This is a genomic window from Microbacterium sp. SZ1 (assembly GCF_002362255.1).
Lineage (GTDB): Bacteria > Actinomycetota > Actinomycetes > Actinomycetales > Microbacteriaceae > Microbacterium.
This window is the reverse complement of record NZ_LPVV01000001.1, coordinates 126,490-147,890: the sequence shown is the minus strand read 5'-3', so window position 1 is coordinate 147,890 and position 21,401 is coordinate 126,490. Positions and strand designations below refer to the sequence as shown.

At 69.8% G+C, this 21,401-nt stretch carries 24 protein-coding genes and 1 tRNA gene; 5 read left to right on the top strand and 20 right to left on the bottom strand.

Annotated features, from left to right (window positions below; translation table 11 throughout):
• Positions 1-23 precede the first annotated feature (23 nt).
• The 3 genes from AUC47_RS00705 to AUC47_RS00695 are packed head-to-tail and all read right to left on the bottom strand — an operon-like array spanning position 24 to position 3,206.
• Positions 24-1,556, bottom strand: a complete 1,533-nt coding sequence (locus AUC47_RS00705) for a tripartite tricarboxylate transporter permease (protein ID WP_096713314.1) — start codon at positions 1,554-1,556, stop codon at positions 24-26.
• Between the two features lies 1 nt (position 1,557).
• A complete protein-coding gene (locus AUC47_RS00700; RefSeq protein WP_096713313.1) occupies positions 1,558-2,211 on the bottom strand; it encodes a tripartite tricarboxylate transporter TctB family protein in 654 nt (217 codons plus the stop codon).
• Positions 2,208-3,206 (bottom strand): tripartite tricarboxylate transporter substrate binding protein, encoded by a 999-nt coding sequence (locus AUC47_RS00695; protein WP_096713312.1) that lies wholly within the window; start codon positions 3,204-3,206, stop codon positions 2,208-2,210. The genes AUC47_RS00700 and AUC47_RS00695 overlap by 4 nt, the downstream gene beginning before the upstream one ends.
• A 157-nt stretch (positions 3,207-3,363) precedes the next feature.
• Here AUC47_RS00695 and AUC47_RS00690 point away from each other — a divergent pair, with 157 nt between their 5' ends.
• Complete coding sequence (locus tag AUC47_RS00690) at positions 3,364-4,632, top strand: sensor histidine kinase (RefSeq protein ID WP_096713434.1); 1,269 nt, start codon at positions 3,364-3,366, stop codon at positions 4,630-4,632.
• Positions 4,629-5,369: a response regulator gene (locus tag AUC47_RS00685; RefSeq protein ID WP_096713311.1), complete on the top strand. Its 741-nt coding sequence runs from the start codon at positions 4,629-4,631 to the stop codon at positions 5,367-5,369. The genes AUC47_RS00690 and AUC47_RS00685 overlap by 4 nt, the downstream gene beginning before the upstream one ends.
• A 69-nt stretch (positions 5,370-5,438) precedes the next feature.
• Here the strand turns inward: AUC47_RS00685 and AUC47_RS00680 are convergent.
• Together AUC47_RS00680 and AUC47_RS00675 are read right to left on the bottom strand one after the other, a co-directional pair.
• Positions 5,439-5,511 (bottom strand) — tRNA-Arg (locus tag AUC47_RS00680).
• A 66-nt stretch (positions 5,512-5,577) separates the two neighbouring features.
• Positions 5,578-6,162, bottom strand: coding sequence for an asparagine synthase (locus tag AUC47_RS00675; protein ID WP_096713310.1), 585 nt, complete (start codon positions 6,160-6,162; stop codon positions 5,578-5,580).
• A 127-nt stretch (positions 6,163-6,289) separates the two neighbouring features.
• Here AUC47_RS00675 and AUC47_RS00670 point away from each other — a divergent pair, with 127 nt between their 5' ends.
• The gene (locus tag AUC47_RS00670; protein ID WP_179297468.1) at positions 6,290-6,991 is read left to right on the top strand and encodes a phosphotransferase family protein; all 702 of its coding nucleotides are present in this window, start codon (positions 6,290-6,292) and stop codon (positions 6,989-6,991) included.
• Position 6,992: 1 nt separating this feature from the next.
• On the opposite strand, the gene AUC47_RS00665 is transcribed toward AUC47_RS00670, so the two are convergent.
• The 9 genes from AUC47_RS00665 to AUC47_RS00625 all read right to left on the bottom strand — a co-directional run bounded on the left by AUC47_RS00665 (position 6,993) and on the right by AUC47_RS00625 (position 14,828).
• Positions 6,993-7,856, bottom strand: coding sequence for a hypothetical protein (locus AUC47_RS00665; RefSeq protein ID WP_096713309.1), 864 nt, complete (start codon positions 7,854-7,856; stop codon positions 6,993-6,995).
• Entirely contained in the window at positions 7,856-8,101 is a 246-nt protein-coding gene (locus AUC47_RS00660) for a hypothetical protein (RefSeq protein WP_096713308.1), read from the bottom strand. Before AUC47_RS00660 ends, AUC47_RS00665 begins: the two co-directional genes overlap by 1 nt.
• Positions 8,102-8,173: 72 nt before the next feature.
• The gene (locus tag AUC47_RS00655) at positions 8,174-10,408 is read right to left on the bottom strand and encodes a heavy metal translocating P-type ATPase (RefSeq protein WP_096713307.1); all 2,235 of its coding nucleotides are present in this window, start codon (positions 10,406-10,408) and stop codon (positions 8,174-8,176) included.
• A gap of 8 nt (positions 10,409-10,416) precedes the next feature.
• A complete protein-coding gene (locus AUC47_RS00650) occupies positions 10,417-10,626 on the bottom strand; it encodes a heavy-metal-associated domain-containing protein (protein ID WP_096713306.1) in 210 nt (69 codons plus the stop codon).
• Between the two features lie 61 nt (positions 10,627-10,687).
• The gene (locus AUC47_RS00645; protein ID WP_096713305.1) at positions 10,688-11,347 is read right to left on the bottom strand and encodes a GntR family transcriptional regulator; all 660 of its coding nucleotides are present in this window, start codon (positions 11,345-11,347) and stop codon (positions 10,688-10,690) included.
• A gap of 67 nt (positions 11,348-11,414) precedes the next feature.
• A complete protein-coding gene (locus AUC47_RS00640) occupies positions 11,415-12,056 on the bottom strand; it encodes an NADPH-dependent F420 reductase (protein WP_096713304.1) in 642 nt (213 codons plus the stop codon).
• Positions 12,057-12,083: 27 nt separating this feature from the next.
• Complete coding sequence (locus tag AUC47_RS00635; protein WP_096713303.1) at positions 12,084-13,028, bottom strand: GNAT family N-acetyltransferase; 945 nt, start codon at positions 13,026-13,028, stop codon at positions 12,084-12,086.
• Between the two features lie 46 nt (positions 13,029-13,074).
• Positions 13,075-13,509, bottom strand: coding sequence for a Fe-S cluster assembly sulfur transfer protein SufU (gene sufU, locus AUC47_RS00630; RefSeq protein WP_096713302.1), 435 nt, complete (start codon positions 13,507-13,509; stop codon positions 13,075-13,077).
• On the bottom strand, positions 13,506-14,828 hold the full coding sequence (locus AUC47_RS00625; RefSeq protein WP_096713301.1) for an aminotransferase class V-fold PLP-dependent enzyme: 1,323 nt from the start codon (positions 14,826-14,828) through the stop codon (positions 13,506-13,508). The genes sufU and AUC47_RS00625 overlap by 4 nt, the downstream gene beginning before the upstream one ends.
• Before the next feature lie 54 nt (positions 14,829-14,882).
• Between AUC47_RS00625 and AUC47_RS00620 the strand changes: the two genes are divergently transcribed.
• A complete protein-coding gene (locus AUC47_RS00620; RefSeq protein WP_096713300.1) occupies positions 14,883-15,530 on the top strand; it encodes a LysE family translocator in 648 nt (215 codons plus the stop codon).
• A 6-nt stretch (positions 15,531-15,536) separates the two neighbouring features.
• Here AUC47_RS00620 and AUC47_RS00615 read toward each other — a convergent pair whose 3' ends face one another.
• Together AUC47_RS00615 and AUC47_RS00610 are read right to left on the bottom strand one after the other, a co-directional pair.
• Positions 15,537-16,334 carry a DUF1206 domain-containing protein gene (locus AUC47_RS00615; RefSeq protein WP_096713299.1) on the bottom strand — a complete coding sequence of 266 codons (798 nt, stop codon included), beginning with the start codon at positions 16,332-16,334 and terminating at the stop codon, positions 15,537-15,539.
• 67 nt (positions 16,335-16,401) lie between these two features.
• On the bottom strand, positions 16,402-17,031 hold the full coding sequence (locus AUC47_RS00610) for a GyrI-like domain-containing protein (protein WP_096713298.1): 630 nt from the start codon (positions 17,029-17,031) through the stop codon (positions 16,402-16,404).
• A 235-nt stretch (positions 17,032-17,266) separates the two neighbouring features.
• On the opposite strand from AUC47_RS00610, the gene AUC47_RS16625 reads away from it, so the two are divergent.
• Complete coding sequence (locus tag AUC47_RS16625) at positions 17,267-17,635, top strand: nuclear transport factor 2 family protein (RefSeq protein WP_179297467.1); 369 nt, start codon at positions 17,267-17,269, stop codon at positions 17,633-17,635.
• A gap of 30 nt (positions 17,636-17,665) precedes the next feature.
• On the opposite strand, the gene AUC47_RS00600 is transcribed toward AUC47_RS16625, so the two are convergent.
• The 4 genes from AUC47_RS00600 to AUC47_RS00585 form a co-directional block, all read right to left on the bottom strand.
• Positions 17,666-18,547 (bottom strand): aminoglycoside phosphotransferase family protein, encoded by an 882-nt coding sequence (locus AUC47_RS00600; RefSeq protein WP_096713297.1) that lies wholly within the window; start codon positions 18,545-18,547, stop codon positions 17,666-17,668.
• A 76-nt stretch (positions 18,548-18,623) separates the two neighbouring features.
• Complete coding sequence (locus AUC47_RS00595) at positions 18,624-19,487, bottom strand: AraC family transcriptional regulator (protein ID WP_096713296.1); 864 nt, start codon at positions 19,485-19,487, stop codon at positions 18,624-18,626.
• An 80-nt stretch (positions 19,488-19,567) separates the two neighbouring features.
• A complete protein-coding gene (locus AUC47_RS00590) occupies positions 19,568-20,182 on the bottom strand; it encodes a VanZ family protein (protein ID WP_096713295.1) in 615 nt (204 codons plus the stop codon).
• A 12-nt stretch (positions 20,183-20,194) separates the two neighbouring features.
• Entirely contained in the window at positions 20,195-21,364 is a 1,170-nt protein-coding gene (locus AUC47_RS00585) for an ROK family transcriptional regulator (RefSeq protein WP_096713294.1), read from the bottom strand.
• Positions 21,365-21,401: the final 37 nt, after the last annotated feature.

Here is a 21,401-nt window from a genome sequence, read left to right as displayed (position 1 = left end):
CTCACCGCGGGATCCCCAGCGGGTCACGCCTCGACGGACACCTTCTTCGCCTCGGCCTTCGCCTGAGCGCGTGCCACGATGCGTCCGCGCACCGCGAGCACGAGGACGATGGCCAGGATCGCGTACAGGGCGATCGAGATCGGCCCCTGCACGAGCACCGAGAAGTCGCCGTTCGCGCTCATCGCGGCATCCCGCAGGCTGGTCTCGGCGAGCGGTCCGAGCACCATGCCGATGATGAGCGGTGCGAGCGGGTAGTCCAGCGCCCGCATGAGGAACCCGAGCAGCCCGATGCCCAGCAGCATGAGCAGGTCGAACACCGAGCCGCTCGTCGCGTAGATGCCGAGTGCGCAGAAGAGCGTGATCCCGGCGTACAGGTACGGACGCGGGATCAGCAGCAGCTTCGCCCACAGCATCGCGAACGGGAGGTTCAGGATGAGCAGAACGATCATCGCGATGAAGAAGCTCGCCAGCAGGGCCCACACGAGTTCGGGCGCGCGCTCGAACAGCAGCGGTCCGGGCTGCAGGCCGTACTGGCGGAAGGCGGCGAGCATGATGGCGGCGGTCGCCGAGATCGGCAGCCCCAGGGCGAGCAGGGCTCCCATCGCCATGCTCGTGGTCGAGTTGCCCGCGGCTTCGGGGGCCGCCAGACCGCGGATCGCTCCCGTGCCGAAGCTCGGGTGCGCTCGACGCGCGTCGAGCCTCTTCTCGAGCCCGAACGCCAGGAAGGTCGGGATCTCAGAGCCGCCCGCCGGCACGACGCCGAACGGCAGGCCGATCGCCGTGCCGCGGAACCACGCGGGAGTCGCTTCTTTGAACTCGGCCCGGCTGAGCCACGGCCGTCCGGACGGCTTGATGAGTGCCTTGTCCTTCATGTGCCGCTCGAGGCAGGCGACGTAGATGACCTCGCCGAGCGCGAGGATCGCCACGGTCACGGTGACGAGCGAGACGCCGTCGAAGAGGTTCGGCGATCCCATGGTGAAGCGCGGAGCTCCCGAGACGCCGTCGACGCCGATCACGGCGATGCCGAGGCCGATGAACAGCGAGGTCAGCCCCTTGATCACGTTGTCGGTGACGACCGACGAGGTGGCGACGAAGGCGAACACGGCGAGCGCGAAGAACTCGGCCGGTCCGAACCGGCTCGAGAAGTCGGCCAGCGCCGGAGCCAGGAAGACCACGACGATCGATCCGACGAAGCCGCCGATGAAGGCGCCGATCGCGGCGGTCGCGAGGGCTTGGGCCGCCCGTCCGCTGCGGGCCATCTTGTGGCCCTCGATCGTCGAGGCGATCGCCGACGCCTGGCCAGGGGTGTTCATGAGGATGCCCATGGTGGAGTCGCCGAAGAGACCGCCGAAGTACACGCCGGCGAACATGATGAACGCGGCCGTCGGTTCGAGCGAGAAGGTGACCGGCAGCAGCAGGGCCACCGCCATCGAGGAGCCGAGGCCCGGCATCACGCCGACCGCGGTGCCGAGCAGGCATCCGATCAGCACCCAGACCAGGTTCTGCCAGGTGAGGGCTCCGGCGAAGCCCTCCGCGAGAAGCTGCAGCGCGTCCATGTCAGAACCCCCATCCGAGAATGCCCGAGGGCAGAGACATGCCGAGCGCCATGTCGAACGCGATGTACGAGAGCGAGCTCACGGTCAGACCGACTACGAGGCTGAACAGCCAGCGGGTCGAGCCGAAGCCGCGGGCGATGCACCAGAACAGGAGCCCTGCGGCGATGATCCAGCCGAGGATGTTCAGCACGAGCGCGAAGACGAGGAACGAGCCCACCACCCAGGCGAGGGACTCCACGTCGACGCGGACCGTGCGGGGCACGGTCGCCTCCTCGGGCGCGGAAGCGGATGCCGGCGCGGCCGGCGACGCGCCCGGCGACGCCGAGACGGATGCGGCGGCGTGCGCCGCCGAGACGGATGCCGTGGCGTCGCCCTCCGCGCGATGCTCGCGCACGGCACCGACGGCGAGCACCGCGGCGAAGAGGTAGAGCCCGGCCGTGATCAGCGACGGGAAGAACTGCGGGCCGGGGAAGGCTGTCCCCTCCGGGACCTGCATCGTGAGGATGCCCACGAGCAGGTACGTCGCGAACGCGATGAGCACGGCCGGCATGGTGAGGTTCTTCAGCAGCGCCGCCGCCCGTCCTGGGCCTGCCCCGAACGCCAGCCGCTGCCCGACGACCGCGGACACCGCTGTCGGATTGCTCGATGACATCACAGCCCCATCTCTTCGTACAGCTGCTCGATGCGGGAGTGCTCGTCCGCGAGGAACGCGTCGAGGTCCTCCCCCGTGATGACCCGTTCGGTCCAGTGGTAGCGGTCGATCGCGTCCTGCCACTCCGGCGTCTCGATCGACTCGGTGATCAGGTCGCGCAGTCCGTCGACCTGATCCTCGTCGAGCCCTGCCGGCGCGGCGAGCATGCGCCAGTTGGTGAGCGAGACGTCGTAGCCCTGCTCCGCGGCCGTCGGGATGTCGATGCCGTCGACCGGCTCCTCTGCGACGAGGGCGAGTACCCGCAGACGCCCGGACTCGATCTGGTCGATGTTGTCGGGATAGCCGCCGGCCGCCGCCTGGGCCGTGCCGTTGAGGAGGGCCTGGATCGCCTCACCTCCGCCGTCCGACGAGATGTACGTCGTGTCGAGGGGGTCGATGCCCGCGCTGAGCGCGAGATCGGTCACGACGAGCTGGTCGAACGAGCCGCCGCCGGTCCAGGGGATGCCCTTCGGGTCCGCCTTCCACGCCTCGACGAGGTCGTCGAGCGTCTCGTACGGCGAGTCGGCCGGCACCACGATCACGTCGTACTCCTCGACGACCACCGCGAGCGGGGTCACGTCGTCGAGCGTCGCCGCTGAGCCGAACTGGATCGTCGCCGCCATGAGGCCGGTGCCTCCGACGAGGAGGTTGTTCGGCTGCCCTTCGAGCACCGAGACGTTGCCGAGGGCGATCGTGCCGCCGGCGCCCGGCATGTTCACGACCTGGACGTTGTTGACGAGCCCGTTCGCCTTCTGCGCCTGCTGCAGCTCGCGAGCCACTCCGTCCCATCCTCCGCCGGCCGCGGCCGGCGCGATGATGGTCATCGACGCGTGGATGTCCTGGCCGGCCGCAGCCGACGTGATGGATCCGAACGCGGCGATGCCGATCGCCGCAGCGGCGATCGTGCCGCCTATGACGCGGGGCAGGACCCGCATTCCCGATGGACTCGTCGCCATCATCGCCTCCTCATGCGGACATCGTTGTCGCCGCAAGACGGTTATTAGGATGGCAAGGGTCCGAGCCCGCGTCGCGTGCGCTCGGCTTTGTGCTCATAGATGCTCATGACGCTCAGAGACGAGCGGCGGAGGGCGATCCCGCGACGGAGAGGTGGTCGAGATGAGTGGCATCGGCGGCGCCCGCGCCGTACGTCTCGGCGTGCTCCTGCTGCCCAGCGTCATCGTGCTCGCCGCCGTCGGAGTGACGGCGGGGGTCGCGATCACGGCGCAGGAGCGCAGCATCCGCGCCGCCACGGCCGACCGCGTGCACGAGGTCGCTGCGAGCCTCGCCGTGCTGCCCGAGGTGCGCCGGACCCTGGAGTCGACGGTCGACAGCGGCGACGACGACGATCTGGCCGACGCGAGCGACCTCTCCGCCGCGACGGAGGAGCTGCAGCCGCTCGCCGACATCGTCGGGCAGGCGGCCGGGGTCTACTACGTGGTCATCACCGACGACGAGGGGGTGCGGATCACGCATCCCCTGCCAGAGGAGCGCGGAGTGCAGGTGTCGACCACGAACGAGTCGGTGCTCGCGGGCGAGGAGTTCCTCGGCACCGAGACCGGGCCGTCCGGCCGCTCGTTGCGCGCCAAGGTCCCCGTTCACGGCGACGGCGACCGGGTCATCGGCATGGTGGCGGTCGGCGTGCTGGAATCGAGTCTCTCGGCGCAGCGCGACGAGGCCCTCGGCGACCTCCTGCCGTGGATCATCGGGGCGCTCGTCGTGGGAACCCTCGCGAGCTCCGCCGTCGGCGCGGCGATCGAACGGCGCTTCCGCCGTCTCGACGAGCAGGCGGCCGAGCATGAACACGTGCGGCGCACCGCCACCGCCCTGCAGGAGCAGTCGCACGAGTTCAGCACCCGGCTGCACGTGATCCACGGGCTCATCTCGCACGGCGATACCGACGACGCACTCGCGTACATCGACGGCATCGTGCCCGTGCTCACCTCCGAGCGCCCGGCGGTCGGCGGTGCCGCGGTCATGGGCGCGGCGATCGAGGCGGTGCAGAATGAGCTCACGGCTGTGGGCGCACGGCTGGAGCTCGACGTCGACGACGACATCGCGATCGACGAGGGCGTGCTGCTGGTCATCGCGAACCTCTGCCGCAACGCGGGCGAGGCCGGCGCGCAACGGGTGCGATGCACCCTGAAGGAGCGCGGACGCACCCTGGTCGGCTCGGTCGAGGACGACGGACCGGGCATCGACCCCGCCGACGTCGAGCGCGTGTTCGCGCGCGGCTACTCGTCGAAGGCGGATCGCTCGGTCGGCGGTCGCGGCATCGGTCTCGACCTCGTGCGTCGCACGGTGGTGGCGCGCGGTGGCGCGATCGAGGTGGGGCGCTCGTCGCTCGGCGGCGCGCGCTTCGACTTCGAGATGGATGCCGCGCGATGAGCAGCATCCGCGTTCTCGTGGTCGACGACGACCCCGGCGCTCGTGCGCTGCACGGTCGGTTCATCGCCGAGACTCCCGGATTCGAGCTGGTGGGCACGGCCGGCACGGGTACCGCGGCACTCGCTCAGATCACCGACGACGTCGATCTGCTGCTGCTCGACATGCGCCTGCCCGACATCAGCGGCGTGGAGGTGCTGCACCGGCTCCGCGCCTTCGGCGCAGCCGGCCCGGACGTCCTCGTGATCAGCTCATCGCGCGACCAGGTGACGGTTCGGCAGGCGCTCGCGGCTCACGTCGTCGGGTATCTCATCAAGCCCTTCACGCAGGACGTGCTGCGCCGTCGCCTGGAGGAGTACGCCGCCCGACGCAGCGCTCGCCACGGCGACGAGCACGACCGGCCGCTCGCGCAGGGCGAGGTCGACCGACTGCTCGCCACCGGGACCATCCGACTGGGCGACCGCGCGCCCGAGCGATCCTCCACGCCCCCGCGAGAACGATCGGGCGGGCTGCCGAAGGGACTCGCGGAGATCACGCTGGCGCGCGTGATCGCGGCTCTCGACCCAGTGATCTCCCGGTCGGCATCCGACATCGCGGCGGCCTGCTCGCTCTCGCGCGCGACGGCGCGCCGTTACCTCGACCACCTCGTCGCGACGGGCGTGATCGACCTCGCGCACCGGTACGGCAAGCGCGGGCGCCCGCAGGTGCTCTACCGCCTCGCACCTTCGCCCGACGCGTGACGGCGGTCGTGGAAGAACCGGGGATGCAGAAATCCCCGCCGCAGATGCGACGGGGATTTCCGAGTGATGTGCGCCCGAAGGGACTCGAACCCCTAACCTTCTGATCCGTAGTCAGATGCTCTATCCATTGAGCTACGGGCGCTCCTGGACCGCTCAGCGGGCCGTAGAACAGCTTATAGCAGTCGTCAGGTGATTGCGAATCGAGGGGTCACTCGGCGCGTTCGGCGACCTTCTCCTGCTTCTTCTTCCGCTTCGCGCGGGCGCGCTGCTGCGACGAGAGGGCCTGCAGGTCGACGAGCCGCAGTGCCTGCATGCGCGCGTCGCGCATGCGCTCGTAGTCGGGGTCGTGATCGGGGCGCATGCCCTCGACGCGCAGACGACGGTCGAGGTTGTGGCGCACGTCCGACCAGGCCGCCGCGCGCGCCTCTTCGACGATCGCGCTCAGCGCCGCCTCGTCTTCCATCATCTCGCGGAGCCTGGTCGCGACGCCGTGCGACTGCTTCGCGCGACGACGCAGGTTGCGCACGTCTCGGTCGCGGTAGTCGTGAGTGCCGGACGGATCGGAGTGGCGCCCGCGGGCGCGTTTGCGGAGGGCGGTGAGGTTCTCCTCCGCCTCTTCCGACTCCTCGGCCATCGCCCGCAGCGCCTCGCGCGCGTCGGCGATGTACTTCTGCGTGTCGAACACGCCGCCCTCGGCGATCGTGCCGATGAGGATGTGGTTCTTCACGGCGAGGCGCGCCGCAGCGGTCGCGATCGCGACGCCTTCGGCGATGGCATCCGCAGTTCGTCCCACCGGTTCCTCCTCCCTTCGAGCGTACCGGTTTCACCCCTCGCGGCGGTCGGTCAGAATGGAGCGGAGCCCGGTCGCGCGACCCTCGTCGCGCGTACCGGTCCCGATCGGTGGAGGGCCGGAGGCGAGGATGCGACAGGGAGCCGTGGGCGCCGTGCGGCTCGTCGAGCGCGACGGCGTCCGCCTCGTGGAGAAGCGGATGGCGGACGCCGAGCGGCACCGCACCGAGGTCCGCGCGCTGCAGGCGCTGTCGCACATCGACGGCCTGCCGGCACCCGAGCTCGTCGAGGACGGGCCGGGTGCGATCCTCATGACGGAGATGCCGGGACGGCGCCTCGACGACGTCGACGCGGAGACCCGCCTCGCCGGGCTCAGGGCCTCGGCATCTCTCCTCCGCCGGCTGCACTCGGTCACCGCACCCGCAGGTCTCGCCCCGCGCCCCGACGATGAGGCTGTCATCGCCCGCTATCGAGGCTCCGACGCTCCGCCGCTGCCCCTCGTGATCCCGCGATCGTCGGGGCGGGTCTTCTGCCATGGCGACTGGACCGACGGCAACCTCCTCTCCGCCCAGGGCCGGATCACCGGGATCGTCGACTGGGAGGCAGCGCACGTCGGCGACCCGCTCCGCGAGCTGTCGCGCGCCGCCTGGGGCGCAGGCCGCAAGGACCCGCGATCGTCCGCGGCGCTGATCGACGCCTACGGGGCGGATGCCGACGAGGTTCACCGGTGGGACGCGATCCACGCCGCCGAGCTGTGGCTCTGGTTCGCCGAGGCAGGCCCACCCGAGTACCTCGCGCAGCTCACCGCCGAGTTGCGCGAGTGGGACTGCTGACTCAGCGCACCACGCCGACCCAGATGCCGGCGGCCCACGCCTGCTGGTCGCCGTTGCAGCCCACGGATCCCGGATACCCGCGCACGACGGCCATGCAGTTGGCGAGGAACTCCGGGTCGCCGCCGAACAGGGCGTCGTATGACCCGGAGGCGTTGAGCGAGCCCCACACCTGGAACTGGTAGATGTGCGCGAGCTCGTGCGCCATAGCCCAGTTCAGTCGGTCCGCGCTCCATCCGGCGATGTCGCCGCGGTACTTGATGTACCCGTTGCTGTTGGCGCAGGCGGGCGCCGTGCCACCCGCGCACGACGACGATTCGTACAGGCCGACCCCTGCTCCGCCGACTCTGTCGAGCGCGGCGCGCACGCGCGCGTAGCCGTCGGGTCCGCTCGACGACCAGGCGGGCCCCGTCGGGCGGGCGTATTGCGCCGCCTGCCACGTCGACACCTCCTCGCCCACCTTCTCGGCGAGCGCATGCACGGTCGCAGTCGCGGCGACGACCACCGCCGGGTCGGACCTCTCGGCGAGCACCGTCTGCTGCGCGGACTGCGCCGCCGCCCTGTGCGCGGCGGTGTCGACCTTGCCCTCGGCCGCACTGATCGCCGCGCTCAGCGACGCGATCTTTTGCACGAAGGCCGGACGCACCTCGAGCACCGCTGCGCGGTCGGCGGTGTCGCGTTCGGCGGCCTCGACCTGCCCCTGCAGGTGGTCGGTGCGCATCTGCGCGTCGTTCGTCTGCTGAGCGATCTTCCGCAGCTCGGCGACGGCCTCGCCCCGAGCGTCGTCGAGCGCGTCCGCCCGGCCGACGACGCCGGCCGCGAGCAGGACGGCGGCCACGACCGTGACCGAGAACACGCGGCGCAGCATCACGGGAGGAAGCCCGTGGAGTCGGTGAGCTGTGCGTCCTGCTCGGCGATCAACGCGCGCAGGCTCGTGAGCTGCTCAGCGAGATCGTGATTCGCGGCCCGAGCGGCGTCGAGATCCTCCTCGGCCCGCACGACCGCGGCCCTCACCTCGGCGAGCGCGGCGACACGTTGCTGGTCTGCGACCACGACGATCACCGCTCCACCGACGAGCAGCAGCCCTCCGACCACGACCGCGAGTCTGCGCATATCGCTCCCCAGACACGACGCACTTCCGGAACGATTCCGTACGCACAATATATCCAGGCGGATGGGCCCCGACTAGCCGATCGCGTGCGGCGCTGCACTGCGGAACCGTCGCAGTCTCAGACTGTTCAGCACGACGAAGACACTGGAGAACGCCATGGCGGCTCCGGCGAGCATCGGGTTCAGCAGTCCGAGCGCCGCGAGCGGGATCGCCGCGACGTTGTACGCGAGTGCCCAGAACAGGTTGCCGCGGATGATCGCGAGGGTGCGCCGCGCGAGACGGATCGCGTCGACCGTGCCCCACAGATCCCCGCGCACCAGGGTGAGATCCGACGCCTCGATCGCGGCATCCGTTCCCGTGCCCATGGCGATGCCGAGGTCGGATGCGGCGAGCGCGGCCGCATCGTTGACACCGTCACCCACCATCGCCACGACCTTCCCCTGCTGCTGCAGCGCCTCGACCTCGGCGACCTTCTGCTCCGGAAGCACGCCGGCGCGCACGGCACGGATGCCGACCTCCGCCGCCACGGCGTCAGCGGCGCGCCGGTTGTCGCCGGTGAGCAGCACGGGCTCGAGACCGAGGGAGCGCAGGGCGATGATCGCCTCGCGGGCATCGGGCTTCACGGCATCGGACACGACGAGCACTCCGCGGGCGCGGCCGTTCCAGGCGACCACGACAGCGGTGTGCGCACGACGCTCGGCGTCCTCGAAGGCGTCGAGCAGGGGACCGTCGAGCGACACCGACGCACCGGAGAGGACCCCGGACCGACCGACCGTGACCGGCACGCCGTCGACGAGGCCGGCGACGCCGCGTCCCTGGATGCTGCGGAATTCGCTGACAGCCGGAAGGTCGCCGAAGCGCTCCACCGCCCCGCGCACGATCGCTGCTGCGACGGGATGCTCCGAGGCGTCCTCCAGAGCAGCGGCGACGCGCAGCACCTGGGCCGCGTCCTCGCCGTCCGCCGGGATGACGTCGACGAGGGTCATGCGTCCGCTCGTCACGGTGCCGGTCTTGTCGAGCACGACCGTGTCGACACGGCGGGTCGACTCGAGCACCTCCGGTCCCTTGATGAGCACGCCGAGCTGCGCACCGCGTCCGGTGCCGACGAGCAGCGCCATCGGCGTGGCGAGCCCGAGCGCGCACGGGCACGCGATGATCAGCACGGCGACGGCCGCCGTGAACGCGGCGGCCACTCCTCCGCCGCCGATCAGCCAGCCGACGAGCGTCACGGCGGCGATCGCGAACACGATGGGCACGAACACAGACGAGAGCCGGTCGGCGAGACGCTGCGCCTCGGCCTTGCCGGACTGGGCTTGCTCGACGAGCCGCGCCATGCGCGCGAGCTGCGTGTCGGCCCCGACCCTGGTGGCGGTGACGGCCAGGCGTCCGCCGACGTTCACGGTCGCGCCGGTGACCGCATCACCCGCGCGCACCTCGACCGGCACGGACTCGCCCGTGAGCATCGACGCGTCGACGGCCGACGATCCCTCGCGCACGATTCCGTCGGTCGCGATCTTCTCGCCCGGCCGCACGACGAACACGTCGCCGACGACGAGGTGAACCAGCGGCATCCGCTCCTCCGCCCCGTCCCGGAGCACGGAGACGTCCTTCGCGCCGAGCTCGCCGAGCGCACGCAGAGCCGCCCCGGCGGTGCGCTTCGAGCGCTGCTCGAGGAAACGTCCGAGCAGCAGGAACATCGTGACGCCCGCGGCCACCTCGAGGTAGATGGTCCCGAGGCCGTCACCGCGCTCGATCGCGAACCGGAACGGATGCGTCATACCCCACATCCCCGCTGTGCCGAAGACGAGCGCGTACAGCGACCACAGGAACGCCGCCGAGACGCCCACCGAGATCAGCGTGTCCATGGTGACGGTGCGGTGGCGGGCGTTGAGCACAGCTGCGCGGTGGAACGGCCACGCCGCCCACGTGACCACCGGGACCGCGAGCGCGAGCGACGCCCACTGCCAGCCGGGGAACTGCAGCGCCTCGACCATCGCCATCGCGATGACCGGCACCGCGAGAGCCACGGCCACGATGAGCCGTCGGCGCAGCAGGACGTACGCCGGGTCGATCTCGTCGGGCGCGGTCTCGCGCGGCAGTGCCGCGGTGTAGCCGGTGCGCACCACCTCGGAGATGAGGTCGTCGGCGACCACGTCTCCCGCGACCTCGACGTGCGCCTTCTCGGTCGCGTAATTGACGGATGCCGTCACGCCGTCGATCCGGTTGAGACGCTTCTCGATGCGCGCGGCGCACGACGCGCACGTCATGCCTCCGATCTCGAGATCGTACGAGGCGAGCTGCTCGCTCATGGAGCGGATCAGGCGCGCGCGGCGCTGTACCCGGCCTCGTCGACGGCGGCCAGCACGGCGGCGTCGTCGAGCGGGGACTCGGAGGCGATGACGAGGCGACCCGATGCGGCGCTGACGTCGATGGCGCTGACGCCCGGCAGCTTCGAGACCTCGCTGCGCACGGATCCCTCGCAGTGCCCGCACGTCATCCCGGTCACGGTGTAGGTGGTCGTGGTCATGTCGATCCTTTCGTCGATGACATCTCCACTATACCCCCCAGGGGTATGCGAGGGGTCGCGATCAGACGGATTCGGCTCGGACTTCGAGGCGGCGCGCAGCGGACGCCACCGCGCTCGCGGTGTGCTGCGGGATCAGCACGCGCAGCGCCTCGGCATCCTGCGCCTCGACCGCTTCGAGGATCACCCGGTGCTCCTCGGCCGTCTCCACGAGGTCGTCGTGCTGGCCGAAGAGCCATTTCAGACGGGTCGCGAAGACGCCGACGAACTCGCCGATCATGTGGTTCCCCGCGAGGTGCGCCGCGACCTCGTGGAAGAGACTCGCCGCGATGCGCGCGCCCTCCACGTCACCGGCCTCGGCCGCGGCGAGCTCCTGCTCATAGACCGAGCGGAGCCGAGCGTGCCCTTCCGGCCGGCCCCGTTGCGCGGCGAAGACGAAGATCATCGTCTCGATCGCCTCGCGCACCTCTCCGTAATCCTGGAGATCCTGCCGCGAGAACTCACGCACGACCGCCCAGGTGCGCGGACGCGCCACGACGACCCCCTCGGAGACGAGCGTGCGGATCGCTTCGCGGACGGGGAGCCGAGAGACATTGAGATCCGCCGCGATGTCACGCTCGACGAGCCGCGATCCCGGGGGTCGCCGGCCCAAGACGATGTCCTCGCGCAGAATGCGCGTCACTCTCACCGACTCGAGTTCGCCGGCAGCCCCCACCTCCGCCATATCGGGATTGTCTCATCCGCGTGCCGGAGGGACAAGTTTGGTATCCCACCTTGCGCGGACATCGAGATCAGGGCAGGCGGTTCGCGATTGCGAGGTTCGCTCGCAGCTCGTCGGCGTTCTGGCGCACCACGTAGGCGGGGCGGTCGCGCTCGACGCGCCACGACTCGCTGAGCGGGCCGATGTTCACGGTGTCGAAGCCGAGCTCGTCGTAGAACCGGGTGACGAAGTCCACGGCATCCGCGTCGTCGCCGGCCGTTGCGAGGGCGCGACGGTTCGCCGTCCCCGCCGGAGCGCCGTCGGTCGTGATGTCGCGGGCCATGATGTGGTTGAACGCCTTCGCGATGCGCGAGGTGGGCAGCTGACGCTGCAGGAGCTCGGACGTGGTGGTCTCACCCTTGTCGAGCTCGTCGATGTGCCCGTCGCGCTCGAAGTAGTAGTTGTTCGTGTCGAGGACGATCTTGCCCGCCAACTCGTCGACGGGAAGGTCGTCGATCCGACCGAGCGGGATCGTGACCACTGCGACGTCGGCCGCCGCGGCCGCCTCGGGGGCGGTCGCCGCACGCGCCCTGTCACCCAGCTCCGCGATGAGAGGGGCAAGCGTCTCCGGCCCGCGCGAGTTCGCGATCACGACGTCGTAGCCGTGCGCCACCGCCGCTCGCGCGACCTGGCTGCCGATGTGTCCTGCACCGATGATTCCGAGAGTGGTCATGTCAGGGTCAACGTGTCGCGGCGAGGCCTATTCCGCGATGGAGAGCAGATACCTCTCCTCGACGCGTCGATAGCCGAGCCCTTCGTACAGGGCGATCGCGCCCGCATTCGCGCCGAACACGTGCAGCCCGACCGAATTCGCTCCGTGGTCTCGCGCCACCTGCTCGGCTGCGAGCATCAGTTCGCGCCCGTATCCCTTGCGCCGCTGGGACTCGGCGACCTCGATGTCGAGGATGAAGGCGTGCGGGCGACCACCCCTGCTGCGGAGGCCGACCCAGAGGATGCCGACCTCCTCGCCGTCGACCGTGGCAGTGAAGAGCTCCTGGCCCTCGGTCGCCACGCCGTCTGACAGCTCCTGGGCCATCTGCCGGTGCGACTCGACGCGGGCATCCTCGAGCGAGTACCGCCCCGAGGCGGCGAGTTCCTCGGCGAATGCGGATTCGGATGCCGCGGCGAACGACGGGTAGCGCTCGGCCGTCATCGGCTCGACCTGCACCGTGGACCCGCGCTCGCGGTCGGGCAGCGGCTCGAGCAGCATCTGGACCGATGCGCACGCGAATCCGCGCCCCTCGATGAACTCGCGGCTCACGGCGTCGGTCGAGTGCACCGAGATGCTGAGCCGGTCGACGCTGTGCCCGCGTCCCATCTCGACGAGGGCCGTGAACAGCGCGTCCTGGTGAGCAACCGTGGGCCTCCGTGAGAACGACAGATCGATGACCATCAGGATGCCGGAGATCGCGGCGAGCCACACCGTGCCCAGGTCCCGGTCGTCGTCGCGGATCGAGAGGATCACCGATGTCTGCGTGTCGGCTCCGTCGGGAAGGAGCTGATCGAGGAAGGCGTCAGCGTGCGCGACCGCGTCGTCGCCGACCAGCATCCCCGACTCCTGCCGAAGGGCGATGAGACGCCCCCTCGTCGCCGACCGCCAGTCGTCGAAGCGGTCGGGGTCGAGCGGCGTCAGCGAGAGGGCCATGCTCCCATCCTGCACCCGGGCGCTGTCGGTCTCGACGGCGCCGGCGTCAGCCCTTCTGCAGGGCGTCCTCGGCCGCGACCCACGCGAGCATCGCGCACTTCACCCGCGCGACGTAGCGCGAGACCCCACCGAGCGCCGCGGCATCACCGAGAAGCTCCTCATCCGGCTCGATCTTCCCGCGCGAGCGCATCGCCGTGCGGAACGCGTCGATCCGCACCTCGAGCTCCTGGACGGTGAGCCCTTCGGCGAGTTCGGCGAGCAGGGATGCCGACGCCTGCGAGATCGCGCAGCCGTGCCCTTCCCAGGCGATCGCCTCGACGCTGCCGTCGGCCGCGCGGTGCACCTGCAGGGTGACCTCGTCACCGCAGGTGGGGTTGATCTGGTGCGACTGCGCGGCGATCTCGTCGCGCAGTCCGAACCCGTGCGGCGTGCGCGAGTGGTCGAGAATGAGCTCCTGGTACAGGTTCTGCAGGTCGCTCATGCGCCCCTCCGGAAGAAGTCGATGGCTCCGGCGACGCCGGCGATGACGGCATCCACCTCGTCCTCGGTCGTGTAGAGATAGGTGCTCGCCCTGGTCGACGACGTGACGCCGAGTCGGCGGTGCAGCGGCTGCGCGCAGTGGTGGCCCACGCGCACGGCGATGCCGAGGTCGTCGAGGTACTGGCCGACGTCGTGCGAATGGATGCCGTCGACGTCGAAGCTCGCGAGGCCCACCCGCGGCAGGTCGATGCCGGCACCGAGCACTCGCACACCCTCGATCGCCGTGAGTCCGTCGACCAGGCGGCGGCCGAAGGCCGCCTCGTGCGCGGCGATGCGCGGCATCCCCACCGCGGAGAGGTAGTCGATCGCGGCGGCGAGCGCCACGGCCTGAGACACCCGCTGCGTCCCCGCCTCGAAGCGCTGCGGCGGCGGCAGGTACTCGGCCTCGGTCGTCGTGACGGTCGTGATCATCGATCCGCCGGTCAGGAAGGGCGGGAGCGCCTCGAGCAGCTCGCGGCGCCCGTAGAGCGCGCCGATGCCCGATGGGCCCAGCATCTTATGGCCCGACAGCACGGCGAAGTCGACGTCGAGCGCGCGCACGTCGAGCGGCAGGTGTGGCGCCGACTGGCACGCGTCGAGCAGCACGAGGGCGCCGGCTCGGCGGGCCATGGCCACGAGTTCGTCCACCGGGTTGATCACGCCGAGCACGTTCGACACGTGAGTGACGGCGACCAGGCGGGTGCGCTCGCCGATCAGCTCGGCGGCGGCGTCGAGCCGCAGCGCGCCGTCGTCGTCGAGCGGGATGACGCGCAGAGTCGCCCCCGTGCGAGCAGCCAGCTCCTGCCACGGGATGAGGTTCGCGTGATGCTCCATCTCGGTGGTGACGATCTCGTCGCCGGGGCCGATGCGGAAGCGCTCGGCGGCCGCTCCCCCGCGACCCAGTGATGCGTTCGAGATGCCATACGCGACGAGGTTGATGGCCTCGGTCGCGTTGGAGGTCCAGACGATCTCGCCCTCGTCGGCGCCGATGAAACGGGCGACCGTCGCACGAGCATCCTCGAAGACCTCGGTCGCCTCGGCGGCCAGGGTGTGCGCCCCGCGGTGCACGGCCGCGTTGAGCGTCGTCGCGAACTCCCGTTCGGCGTCGAGCACCGCGAGCGGGCGCTGCGATGTGGCACCGGAGTCGAGGTAGGCGAGCGGGTGCCCGTTCACCTCGACACCCAGGATCGGGAAGTCCTCGCGCAGGCGCCGCACCTCGGCATCCGTCAGCGGGGTGTCCGTCGCCGGGGCGATCACGTCGGAGGCAGAGGTCGAGCTCATCCTTCTAGCTTCTCATCCGGGGCCGTCGCGCGGGTCGCGCACTAGGCTCGCACCATGCTCAGCGCCGACACCCTCGCGACGTTCGTCGTCGCCGCGTTCATCATGGTCGTGATCCCCGGTCCGACCGTGCTGTTCACGATCGGGCGAGCGATGGCGCTCGGCCGGGCCGGCGGCTTTCTCAGCATCCTCGGCACCGCTCTCGGATCGGTCGTGCTCGTCGTGGCCGTCGCACTCGGCGTCGGCACGGTGATCGCGCAATCGGTCGTGCTGTTCACGATCGTGAAGGTGCTCGGCGCGGGGTACCTCGTCTTCCTCGGCATCCAGGCCATCCGGCACCGGAAGGATGCCGCGGCGATCGCGACCGGGCCCCAGCCGCGCCGCTCGGGCATCCGCCTGCTCGCCGAGGGATTCGTCGTCGGCGTCACCAACCCGAAGTCGATCGCGTTCTTCCTCGCGATCCTGCCTCAGTTCGTCGATCTGCATGCCGGATCCGTGCCCCTGCAGCTCCTCGTGCTGGGTGTGATCGTCGTGACCATGGGCGTCGCCTGCGACGCGATCTGGGTGCTGCTCGCGAGCGCCGCCCGGCAGTGGTTCGGGCGCTCGCCGCGTCGCATCGAGGCGATGGGCGCGACGGGCGGAGCGCTCATGATCGGAGTCGGCGCGTTCCTGCTGCTGTGGAGCGAGAAGCCCGCAGCGACCTGATCGGCGTCACATGCGGGCGTAGCGGGCGCGCACGATCGAGAAGACGCCGTATACGGCGAGTCCCGCACCGACGACCCACAGCACGACCCGTCCGGACGGCAGGTCCGTGAGGCTGCGCAGCGCGGCGTCGAGGCCCCTGGCTTTATCGGGGTCGTGCGTCCACGCGGCGACCACGAAAAGGGTGCCGGTCGCCGCGATCGCGATCCCCTTCGCGATGTAGCCGATCACTCCGAGCACGACGATCGGCGGCCGGCCCGCACCGGACGGCAGGTCGAGGGTCTTGCGAAACCCTGTCGTGAAGCCGCTCACCGCGAAGCCGATGCCGACGCCCACCACCGTGAGACCGACGGCGATCAGCAGCAGGACTCCCCCCGGTGCGCCGAGCAGGATCCCGCTGATGGTCTGCGAGGTCTTCTCCGATTCGGCCGTGCCGCCGAAGGCGTAGATGGTCGCGAGACCGGCGATCACGAGATAGGCCAGGGCGATGCCGAACAGCTTGATGCGCTGACCCCACTTCTTGACCTCGCCGCCCACGGCCACCATCCCGCTCACCACCTGCCACACCGCGAGTGCGACGAGAGCCGCTGCGACGACCGCGAGGATGAGACCGCCCACGGGCGTCGAGCGGATCTGCTGCATCGCGCCGTCCTGATCGGCATCCCCGCCGCCTCCGGATGCGATCGACACGGCGAGCGCTCCGATGATGATGTGCACGAGACCGACCACCACGTAACCGGCCCGGGCGATCCGCCGGAACGAGTCGGATCCTCGGGCCTCGTGCGCGGCGGACTTCGCTGTCGTCATCGATGCAGGATATCGCCGTCGGAGCGACGGCCCGGAGGGGCTTGATCCCGGCGGGATCATGCGGCAGTCATACCCGCTCGACCGGCTGTCGGAGGATCGTGCGCAACCGCTCGGGGGCCACTCGCCGGGCGTCGCTGAGGTAGATCTCGTGGTGGCGTCGGGTCATGCGGAGGCCGTTCTCGGGAATGAACTCGTCGTGCAGCTCGGCCAGCACGGGCGCTTCGTCGTCATACGATCCGATGTGCAGCGTCTGCACGCACAGTCCCTCGTCGAGCGTCTCGAGCCGCACCGACCGCAGCGCCGACAGGGGCTCCTTCTTCGCCGCCGCCTTGGCCTCGACCGTGTCGACGGCCGCCGCGAACATCTCGGCAGTGATCTGCTCGGGCACCATGATCATCATCGTCCACAGCCATTCCGACTTGTCGCGCTTCGTCGTGAACGACTCCTTGTCGGGCGCATCCCAGAGCCCTTCGAGCGGCATCACCACGACGTCGAGGTCGAGCTCGGCGCGGGCCGCGAACTTCAGCGTGTACGCGAGCGGGAACAGTGCAGCGACGGCATCCTTGTGTTCCTTCGCGGTATTGGGGTCTCCCGCGCCGTCGACCATGAGGTACTGCAGCGACGGCACCTCGACGATGCGGAACTCGCCCCGCTTCGCCTTGTACGCGTCGAGTGTCTTCTTCGGATCGATCGGCATCGCTGCTCCTCGCTGCTCGCATCGGCTGTGCGTTCATCGTGCCACGCGGCACCGACACCGGGCAGATGGGTCCACGGGCGGCTGGGCCCAACGCTGGCCATCCGCCGCCCGACGAGCGCGTTGCAGGTTCGGGAGTCGTGGACCGGACCAGAGTGGTCGCCTTCACGTCCTTCAGAAGCCTCGGAAACGATCCTCTCTTGCGCGGCCAGATACGGCGCTGCTGTTGGATGGTGAGATGAGCGCTCTCACCGACTACATCGAAGCCTGGAGAACGAACGATACGGATCGCATCGTCGCGACCGTCACCGATGACGTTGTGATCACCGAGAGCTTCGGGCCGGTGTACTACGGCCGTGAGCGAGTCCGGGAGCGGTGCGAGAAGTGGAACGAGGAAGGATCGCGCGTCCTGGACTGGACGATCACGCGCGAGTTCAGAGCGGGAGATCTCCTGATGGCCGAGTGGCGATTCGAGTACCACCAACACGGTCAGGACCAAGCCTTTCTGGGCGCGACGATCGCTCGCGAACGTGACGGCAGGATCGCTGAACTTCGCGAGTACGCCGGCACCGACGATCTGTACACGTGGGAAGGCGAGTGGAGGTAGAGGCACGGGACGCGGAAGCGAGCGTGAGTCTCATCCGATCGCCATGTCCGCCACATCATTCAGCACAGCATCCCGGGAGCGCCCGTACTTCGTGAGCACCTCTTGGGGAGAACTGATCAGGGCTTTCCACAGCGCCCAGGCAGCTCCTCGCAGCCATGCATCCTCCGGCAACTCCAGCCGATCGCGGAGGAGATCTCGTTCGCGCGAGTTGCAGCTCAACCATGCGAAGGCCAGGTCACAGGCCGGGTCACCGACGCACGTCTGTCCGAAGTCGATGAGCGCCGCCAGACGGCCGCTGCGATCGAACAGCATGTTCCCCGGGGCGACATCGCCATGGACCCAGACCGCCGGCTCGGTCCACACCGTGGCCACAGCCGCATCCCAAAGCGCAGAGCATCCGTCAGCGACACGTCCGGCGAGGAGGGGAAGTCGGTCTTGCACATCCTCACCGACCGCGCTGACGTGACAGCCGCGATAGGCAGAGGCACTCCCCGCCCATGGCCCTCCCGCCGTGTCGAGGGACTGCAACTCCCTCAGGGCGTCGCCCACGGTCATGATGGCGATCTGTCGCTCGTGCGGTTCCACAGCGGTCAGGGTCCGCCCCTCGATCCACTCGCGAACCGACCACGGTCGGTCGAAGGCCAGGGAGGGAGCGCCGGCCGCGACGACGCGCGGAGTCGCCACGCGAAAGCGGGATCCGAGGACCGCGAGGGTCTGCTCCTCACGGACCAGACCGGCGACGTAGCCGTCGGCGCTCGGGAGACGGACACTCATCCGATCGCCGAGGCGGAAGGTGCGGTTGTCCCAGCCCTGGACGTCCACCGGACGGATAGGCAACTTCGACCACTCGGGGAACTGTTCCGACACAAGGCGGCGAACCAACGAAGAAGTGATCTCTTCGGGAGCCGGCATCGCGCCAGCTTAGTCCGGCCTCGGCAGGGACATCGGGTGGAGCACGGGATCCCCGCCGCCCGCCCGACATCGAAAGTCACGCCGGCTCGACCGCCAACCACAGCTCACACGTGGCACTCGTGCCCGTGAACTCGAGGTAGCGGACGATCGACGGCCCTGGCCGCAGGCGCCACGGGTTCGAGGGGAACCACTCGGTCGCGGTCGCCGCCCAGAGGTTCTGCAGCGTTTCGGGGAACGGGCCGCTCGCGGTGAAGACCGCCCACGCGCCCGCGTCGACGCGCATCGCGTCGAGATCGGCCGGTACCTCGGCATCCGGCGGCACGGAGACTCCGTGCAGGTAGGTGAGCATCGTGCCCTGCGGTGCATTCGGCGGCGTGTCGCCGGTGACGGCGAGGATGCCGTTCGGCTCGGCGTCACTGAGCGCCTTGAGTCGCGCATGTTCTTCCGCGGGAATTCCCGCGATGTGCTCCTGGATCTGCGGATTGACCCCTTCGTGGATGAGCGGCACCTCGACGGCGTGGCCGACGATGACGAGCTCGGGTGCGGTGGTGATGGTGACGTCCATCGGACTTCTCCCTTCGACGCTCAGGCGGAACCGGAGCGTGGGTTGTGTGCGGAGAGGACCCCCGTCTCGGCGCGCATCCGCCGGAGCGATCCCGTGCACGGCACGGAACGCGCGGCCGAACGCCTCGACCGATCCGTAGCCGTGCCGCACGGCGACGTCGATCAGACTCGTCGCTCCTGCCGCCAGCTCGGCTCCCGCGAGCGTCATGCGCCGCCGACGAATGTATTCCGACAGGGGCATGCCCGCGAGTGCCGAGAACATCCGGCGCAGGTGGTACTCGGTCGTACCGTGCGATCGAGCGAAGTCGGCGAGATCCAGCTCGTCGCCGGCTGCCGCCTCGACCCGATCGACGAGGGCATTGAGCGTTCCGATCATGAGGTCCTCCTTTCCTCACCATCGTGCGGCTCGAGCGTATCCCTGCGCCCGATCATTCGTGCCCGATGCGATCAGGGCGATCAGGTGGAGGGAGAAGAGCTCGACCCCGATCCCCGAATCGACCGAGACTCTTCATGGTGCCGGTCAGCCGCACCCGGTGAGGGCCAGGCGACCAGATCTGCGAGACGGCGGAGCCCAGGGACGAGCATGGCCACTCGCAGGAGGAGATAACCCACCACCGTTCCAAGGACATTCGTGATGAGGTCATCGATGTCCGCGACGCGGCCGGGGCTGATGGTGATGTCGCCGATGAACTGGACGACCTCGATCGAGCCGCTCACGACAAGCCCGACGAGGGCTGTCTGCAGCCAGGTCGACGTGCGCAGGAGGAGTGGCGCAAGGATGCCGAGTGGCACGAAGAGCGCCACGTTGAGCGTCAGCCCGATCGGGTCGTCGACGAGGTCCTGGAACGGCACGATGCTGATCCAGATCCACCACGGCTTCTCATACTCGGAAGGACCGATGCTGAGGGGAAGGAAGGTGAAGTAGACCAGCGCCGCAAAGTAGACGGTCGCGGCGATACCGCTGAACAGCCGCAACGGGGTGAATCTGCCGCCCACTCGCAACCGCGACCACGTGAGCACGACGCCTCCGACGACCAGCGAGGCGATGACGACGAGATCCACGATTCTCACGGTGCGAGAACCTCAGCCGCGCTCGCCCGGATCGGCCAGCAGCTCGGCGAAAGCGAGCTCGGCCGCGCCGATCAGCAGGCGGTCCGCGCCGAGCGCCGCCGGTCGGATCTCGAGCCCGTCGGCGCTCTCCGTCATCGCCAGCGCGGCGACGTCGTTCACCAGTCGCTCTGCGCGCAGTTCGGCGAGCGTCGCGAGGAACCCGCCGAGCACGACGACCGACGGATTCAGCACGTTCACCGCATTGGCCAGCGCACTCGCGAGGACGCGAGCCTGCCGGGCCACCTCGGCTTTCACCTCGACGGACTCGGATGCTGTGAGCTCGCGGTCGAGCGTGTCATCGTCAGCCTGATCGAGACCGGCGACGTCGAGCAGCATCCGACGGCTGACCTCCGCTTCCAGCACCCCGTCCGTCGTCCTGCGATCGGCGTCATCGGTGATGCGCGGACGGTTCTGGCCGAACTCCCCCGCGTATCCGCCCGCACCCGTCACCGGGATGCCGTGGATGATGAGCCCGCCGCCAATGCCCGAGGCTCCTCCGTTGAGGTACACGAGGTCGTCGATTCCGAGCCCCGCTCCATAGCGGTGCTCGGCGATCGCGCCGAGCGTGGCGTCGTTGTCGACGACCACGGCGAGGCTCGTGGCGGCCCGCACGAGTTCTGCGAGTGGCACGTCGATCCAGCCCAGGTGCGGTGCATTGCGCACGACGCCGTCGCTCGCACGGACGAGCCCCGGCACCGCGATCCCCACGGCCTCGACGCGGCTGTCGGCCAGCTCATCAGCGCGCCAGGCCGCGATCCGATCGGCGACCACCGTGGCGACGACCTCCGGCGTGGGCTCGGCGTCGTTGTCGATCCGCTCGCGGACGAGGATGCTGCGGTCCAGTCCGACCGCGGCGATCTCGATCGCGTCGACCTCGGGGTTGACGGCGATCGCGACGACGCGCGACGACGCAGTGACGACGGGCGAGGGGCGCCCGACACGACCCGGCACCTCGGGCACGCGCTCGTCGACGAGTCCTCGGCGCACGAGCTCGGCGACCAGATCGGCGATCGTGGACCGGTTGAGTCCTGTGCGCTCCGTCAGTGCCGCGCGGGACTGCGCGCCCTCCTCATGAACGAGCCGCAGGACGCGCGCCAGATTGTGCGGGCGGGTTCCATTAGCGGGACTCGTCGGGGACGGCATCCCTTCACTGTAGGGGGTGGACGGCCCTTCCGTCATG

What these genes read in the sequence shown, in the direction of transcription:
- AUC47_RS00705 (WP_096713314.1), bottom strand. Translation starts at nt 1,556, where the DNA reads ATGGACGCGCTGCAGCTTCTCGCGGAGGGCTTCGCCGGAGCCCTCACC.
- AUC47_RS00695 (WP_096713312.1), bottom strand. Translation starts at nt 3,206, where the DNA reads ATGATGGCGACGAGTCCATCGGGAATGCGGGTCCTGCCCCGCGTCATA.
- AUC47_RS00690 (WP_096713434.1), top strand. Translation starts at nt 3,364, where the DNA reads ATGAGTGGCATCGGCGGCGCCCGCGCCGTACGTCTCGGCGTGCTCCTG.
- AUC47_RS00685 (WP_096713311.1), top strand. Translation starts at nt 4,629, where the DNA reads ATGAGCAGCATCCGCGTTCTCGTGGTCGACGACGACCCCGGCGCTCGT.
- AUC47_RS00670 (WP_179297468.1), top strand. Translation starts at nt 6,290, where the DNA reads ATGCGACAGGGAGCCGTGGGCGCCGTGCGGCTCGTCGAGCGCGACGGC.
- AUC47_RS00665 (WP_096713309.1), bottom strand. Translation starts at nt 7,856, where the DNA reads ATGCTGCGCCGCGTGTTCTCGGTCACGGTCGTGGCCGCCGTCCTGCTC.
- AUC47_RS00660 (WP_096713308.1), bottom strand. Translation starts at nt 8,101, where the DNA reads ATGCGCAGACTCGCGGTCGTGGTCGGAGGGCTGCTGCTCGTCGGTGGA.
- AUC47_RS00655 (WP_096713307.1), bottom strand. Translation starts at nt 10,408, where the DNA reads ATGAGCGAGCAGCTCGCCTCGTACGATCTCGAGATCGGAGGCATGACG.
- AUC47_RS00650 (WP_096713306.1), bottom strand. Translation starts at nt 10,626, where the DNA reads ATGACCACGACCACCTACACCGTGACCGGGATGACGTGCGGGCACTGC.
- AUC47_RS00645 (WP_096713305.1), bottom strand. Translation starts at nt 11,347, where the DNA reads ATGGCGGAGGTGGGGGCTGCCGGCGAACTCGAGTCGGTGAGAGTGACG.
- AUC47_RS00640 (WP_096713304.1), bottom strand. Translation starts at nt 12,056, where the DNA reads ATGACCACTCTCGGAATCATCGGTGCAGGACACATCGGCAGCCAGGTC.
- AUC47_RS00635 (WP_096713303.1), bottom strand. Translation starts at nt 13,028, where the DNA reads ATGGCCCTCTCGCTGACGCCGCTCGACCCCGACCGCTTCGACGACTGG.
- sufU (WP_096713302.1), bottom strand. Translation starts at nt 13,509, where the DNA reads ATGAGCGACCTGCAGAACCTGTACCAGGAGCTCATTCTCGACCACTCG.
- AUC47_RS00625 (WP_096713301.1), bottom strand. Translation starts at nt 14,828, where the DNA reads ATGAGCTCGACCTCTGCCTCCGACGTGATCGCCCCGGCGACGGACACC.
- AUC47_RS00620 (WP_096713300.1), top strand. Translation starts at nt 14,883, where the DNA reads ATGCTCAGCGCCGACACCCTCGCGACGTTCGTCGTCGCCGCGTTCATC.
- AUC47_RS00615 (WP_096713299.1), bottom strand. Translation starts at nt 16,334, where the DNA reads ATGACGACAGCGAAGTCCGCCGCGCACGAGGCCCGAGGATCCGACTCG.
- AUC47_RS00610 (WP_096713298.1), bottom strand. Translation starts at nt 17,031, where the DNA reads ATGCCGATCGATCCGAAGAAGACACTCGACGCGTACAAGGCGAAGCGG.
- AUC47_RS16625 (WP_179297467.1), top strand. Translation starts at nt 17,267, where the DNA reads ATGAGCGCTCTCACCGACTACATCGAAGCCTGGAGAACGAACGATACG.
- AUC47_RS00600 (WP_096713297.1), bottom strand. Translation starts at nt 18,547, where the DNA reads ATGCCGGCTCCCGAAGAGATCACTTCTTCGTTGGTTCGCCGCCTTGTG.
- AUC47_RS00595 (WP_096713296.1), bottom strand. Translation starts at nt 19,487, where the DNA reads ATGATCGGAACGCTCAATGCCCTCGTCGATCGGGTCGAGGCGGCAGCC.
- AUC47_RS00585 (WP_096713294.1), bottom strand. Translation starts at nt 21,364, where the DNA reads ATGCCGTCCCCGACGAGTCCCGCTAATGGAACCCGCCCGCACAATCTG.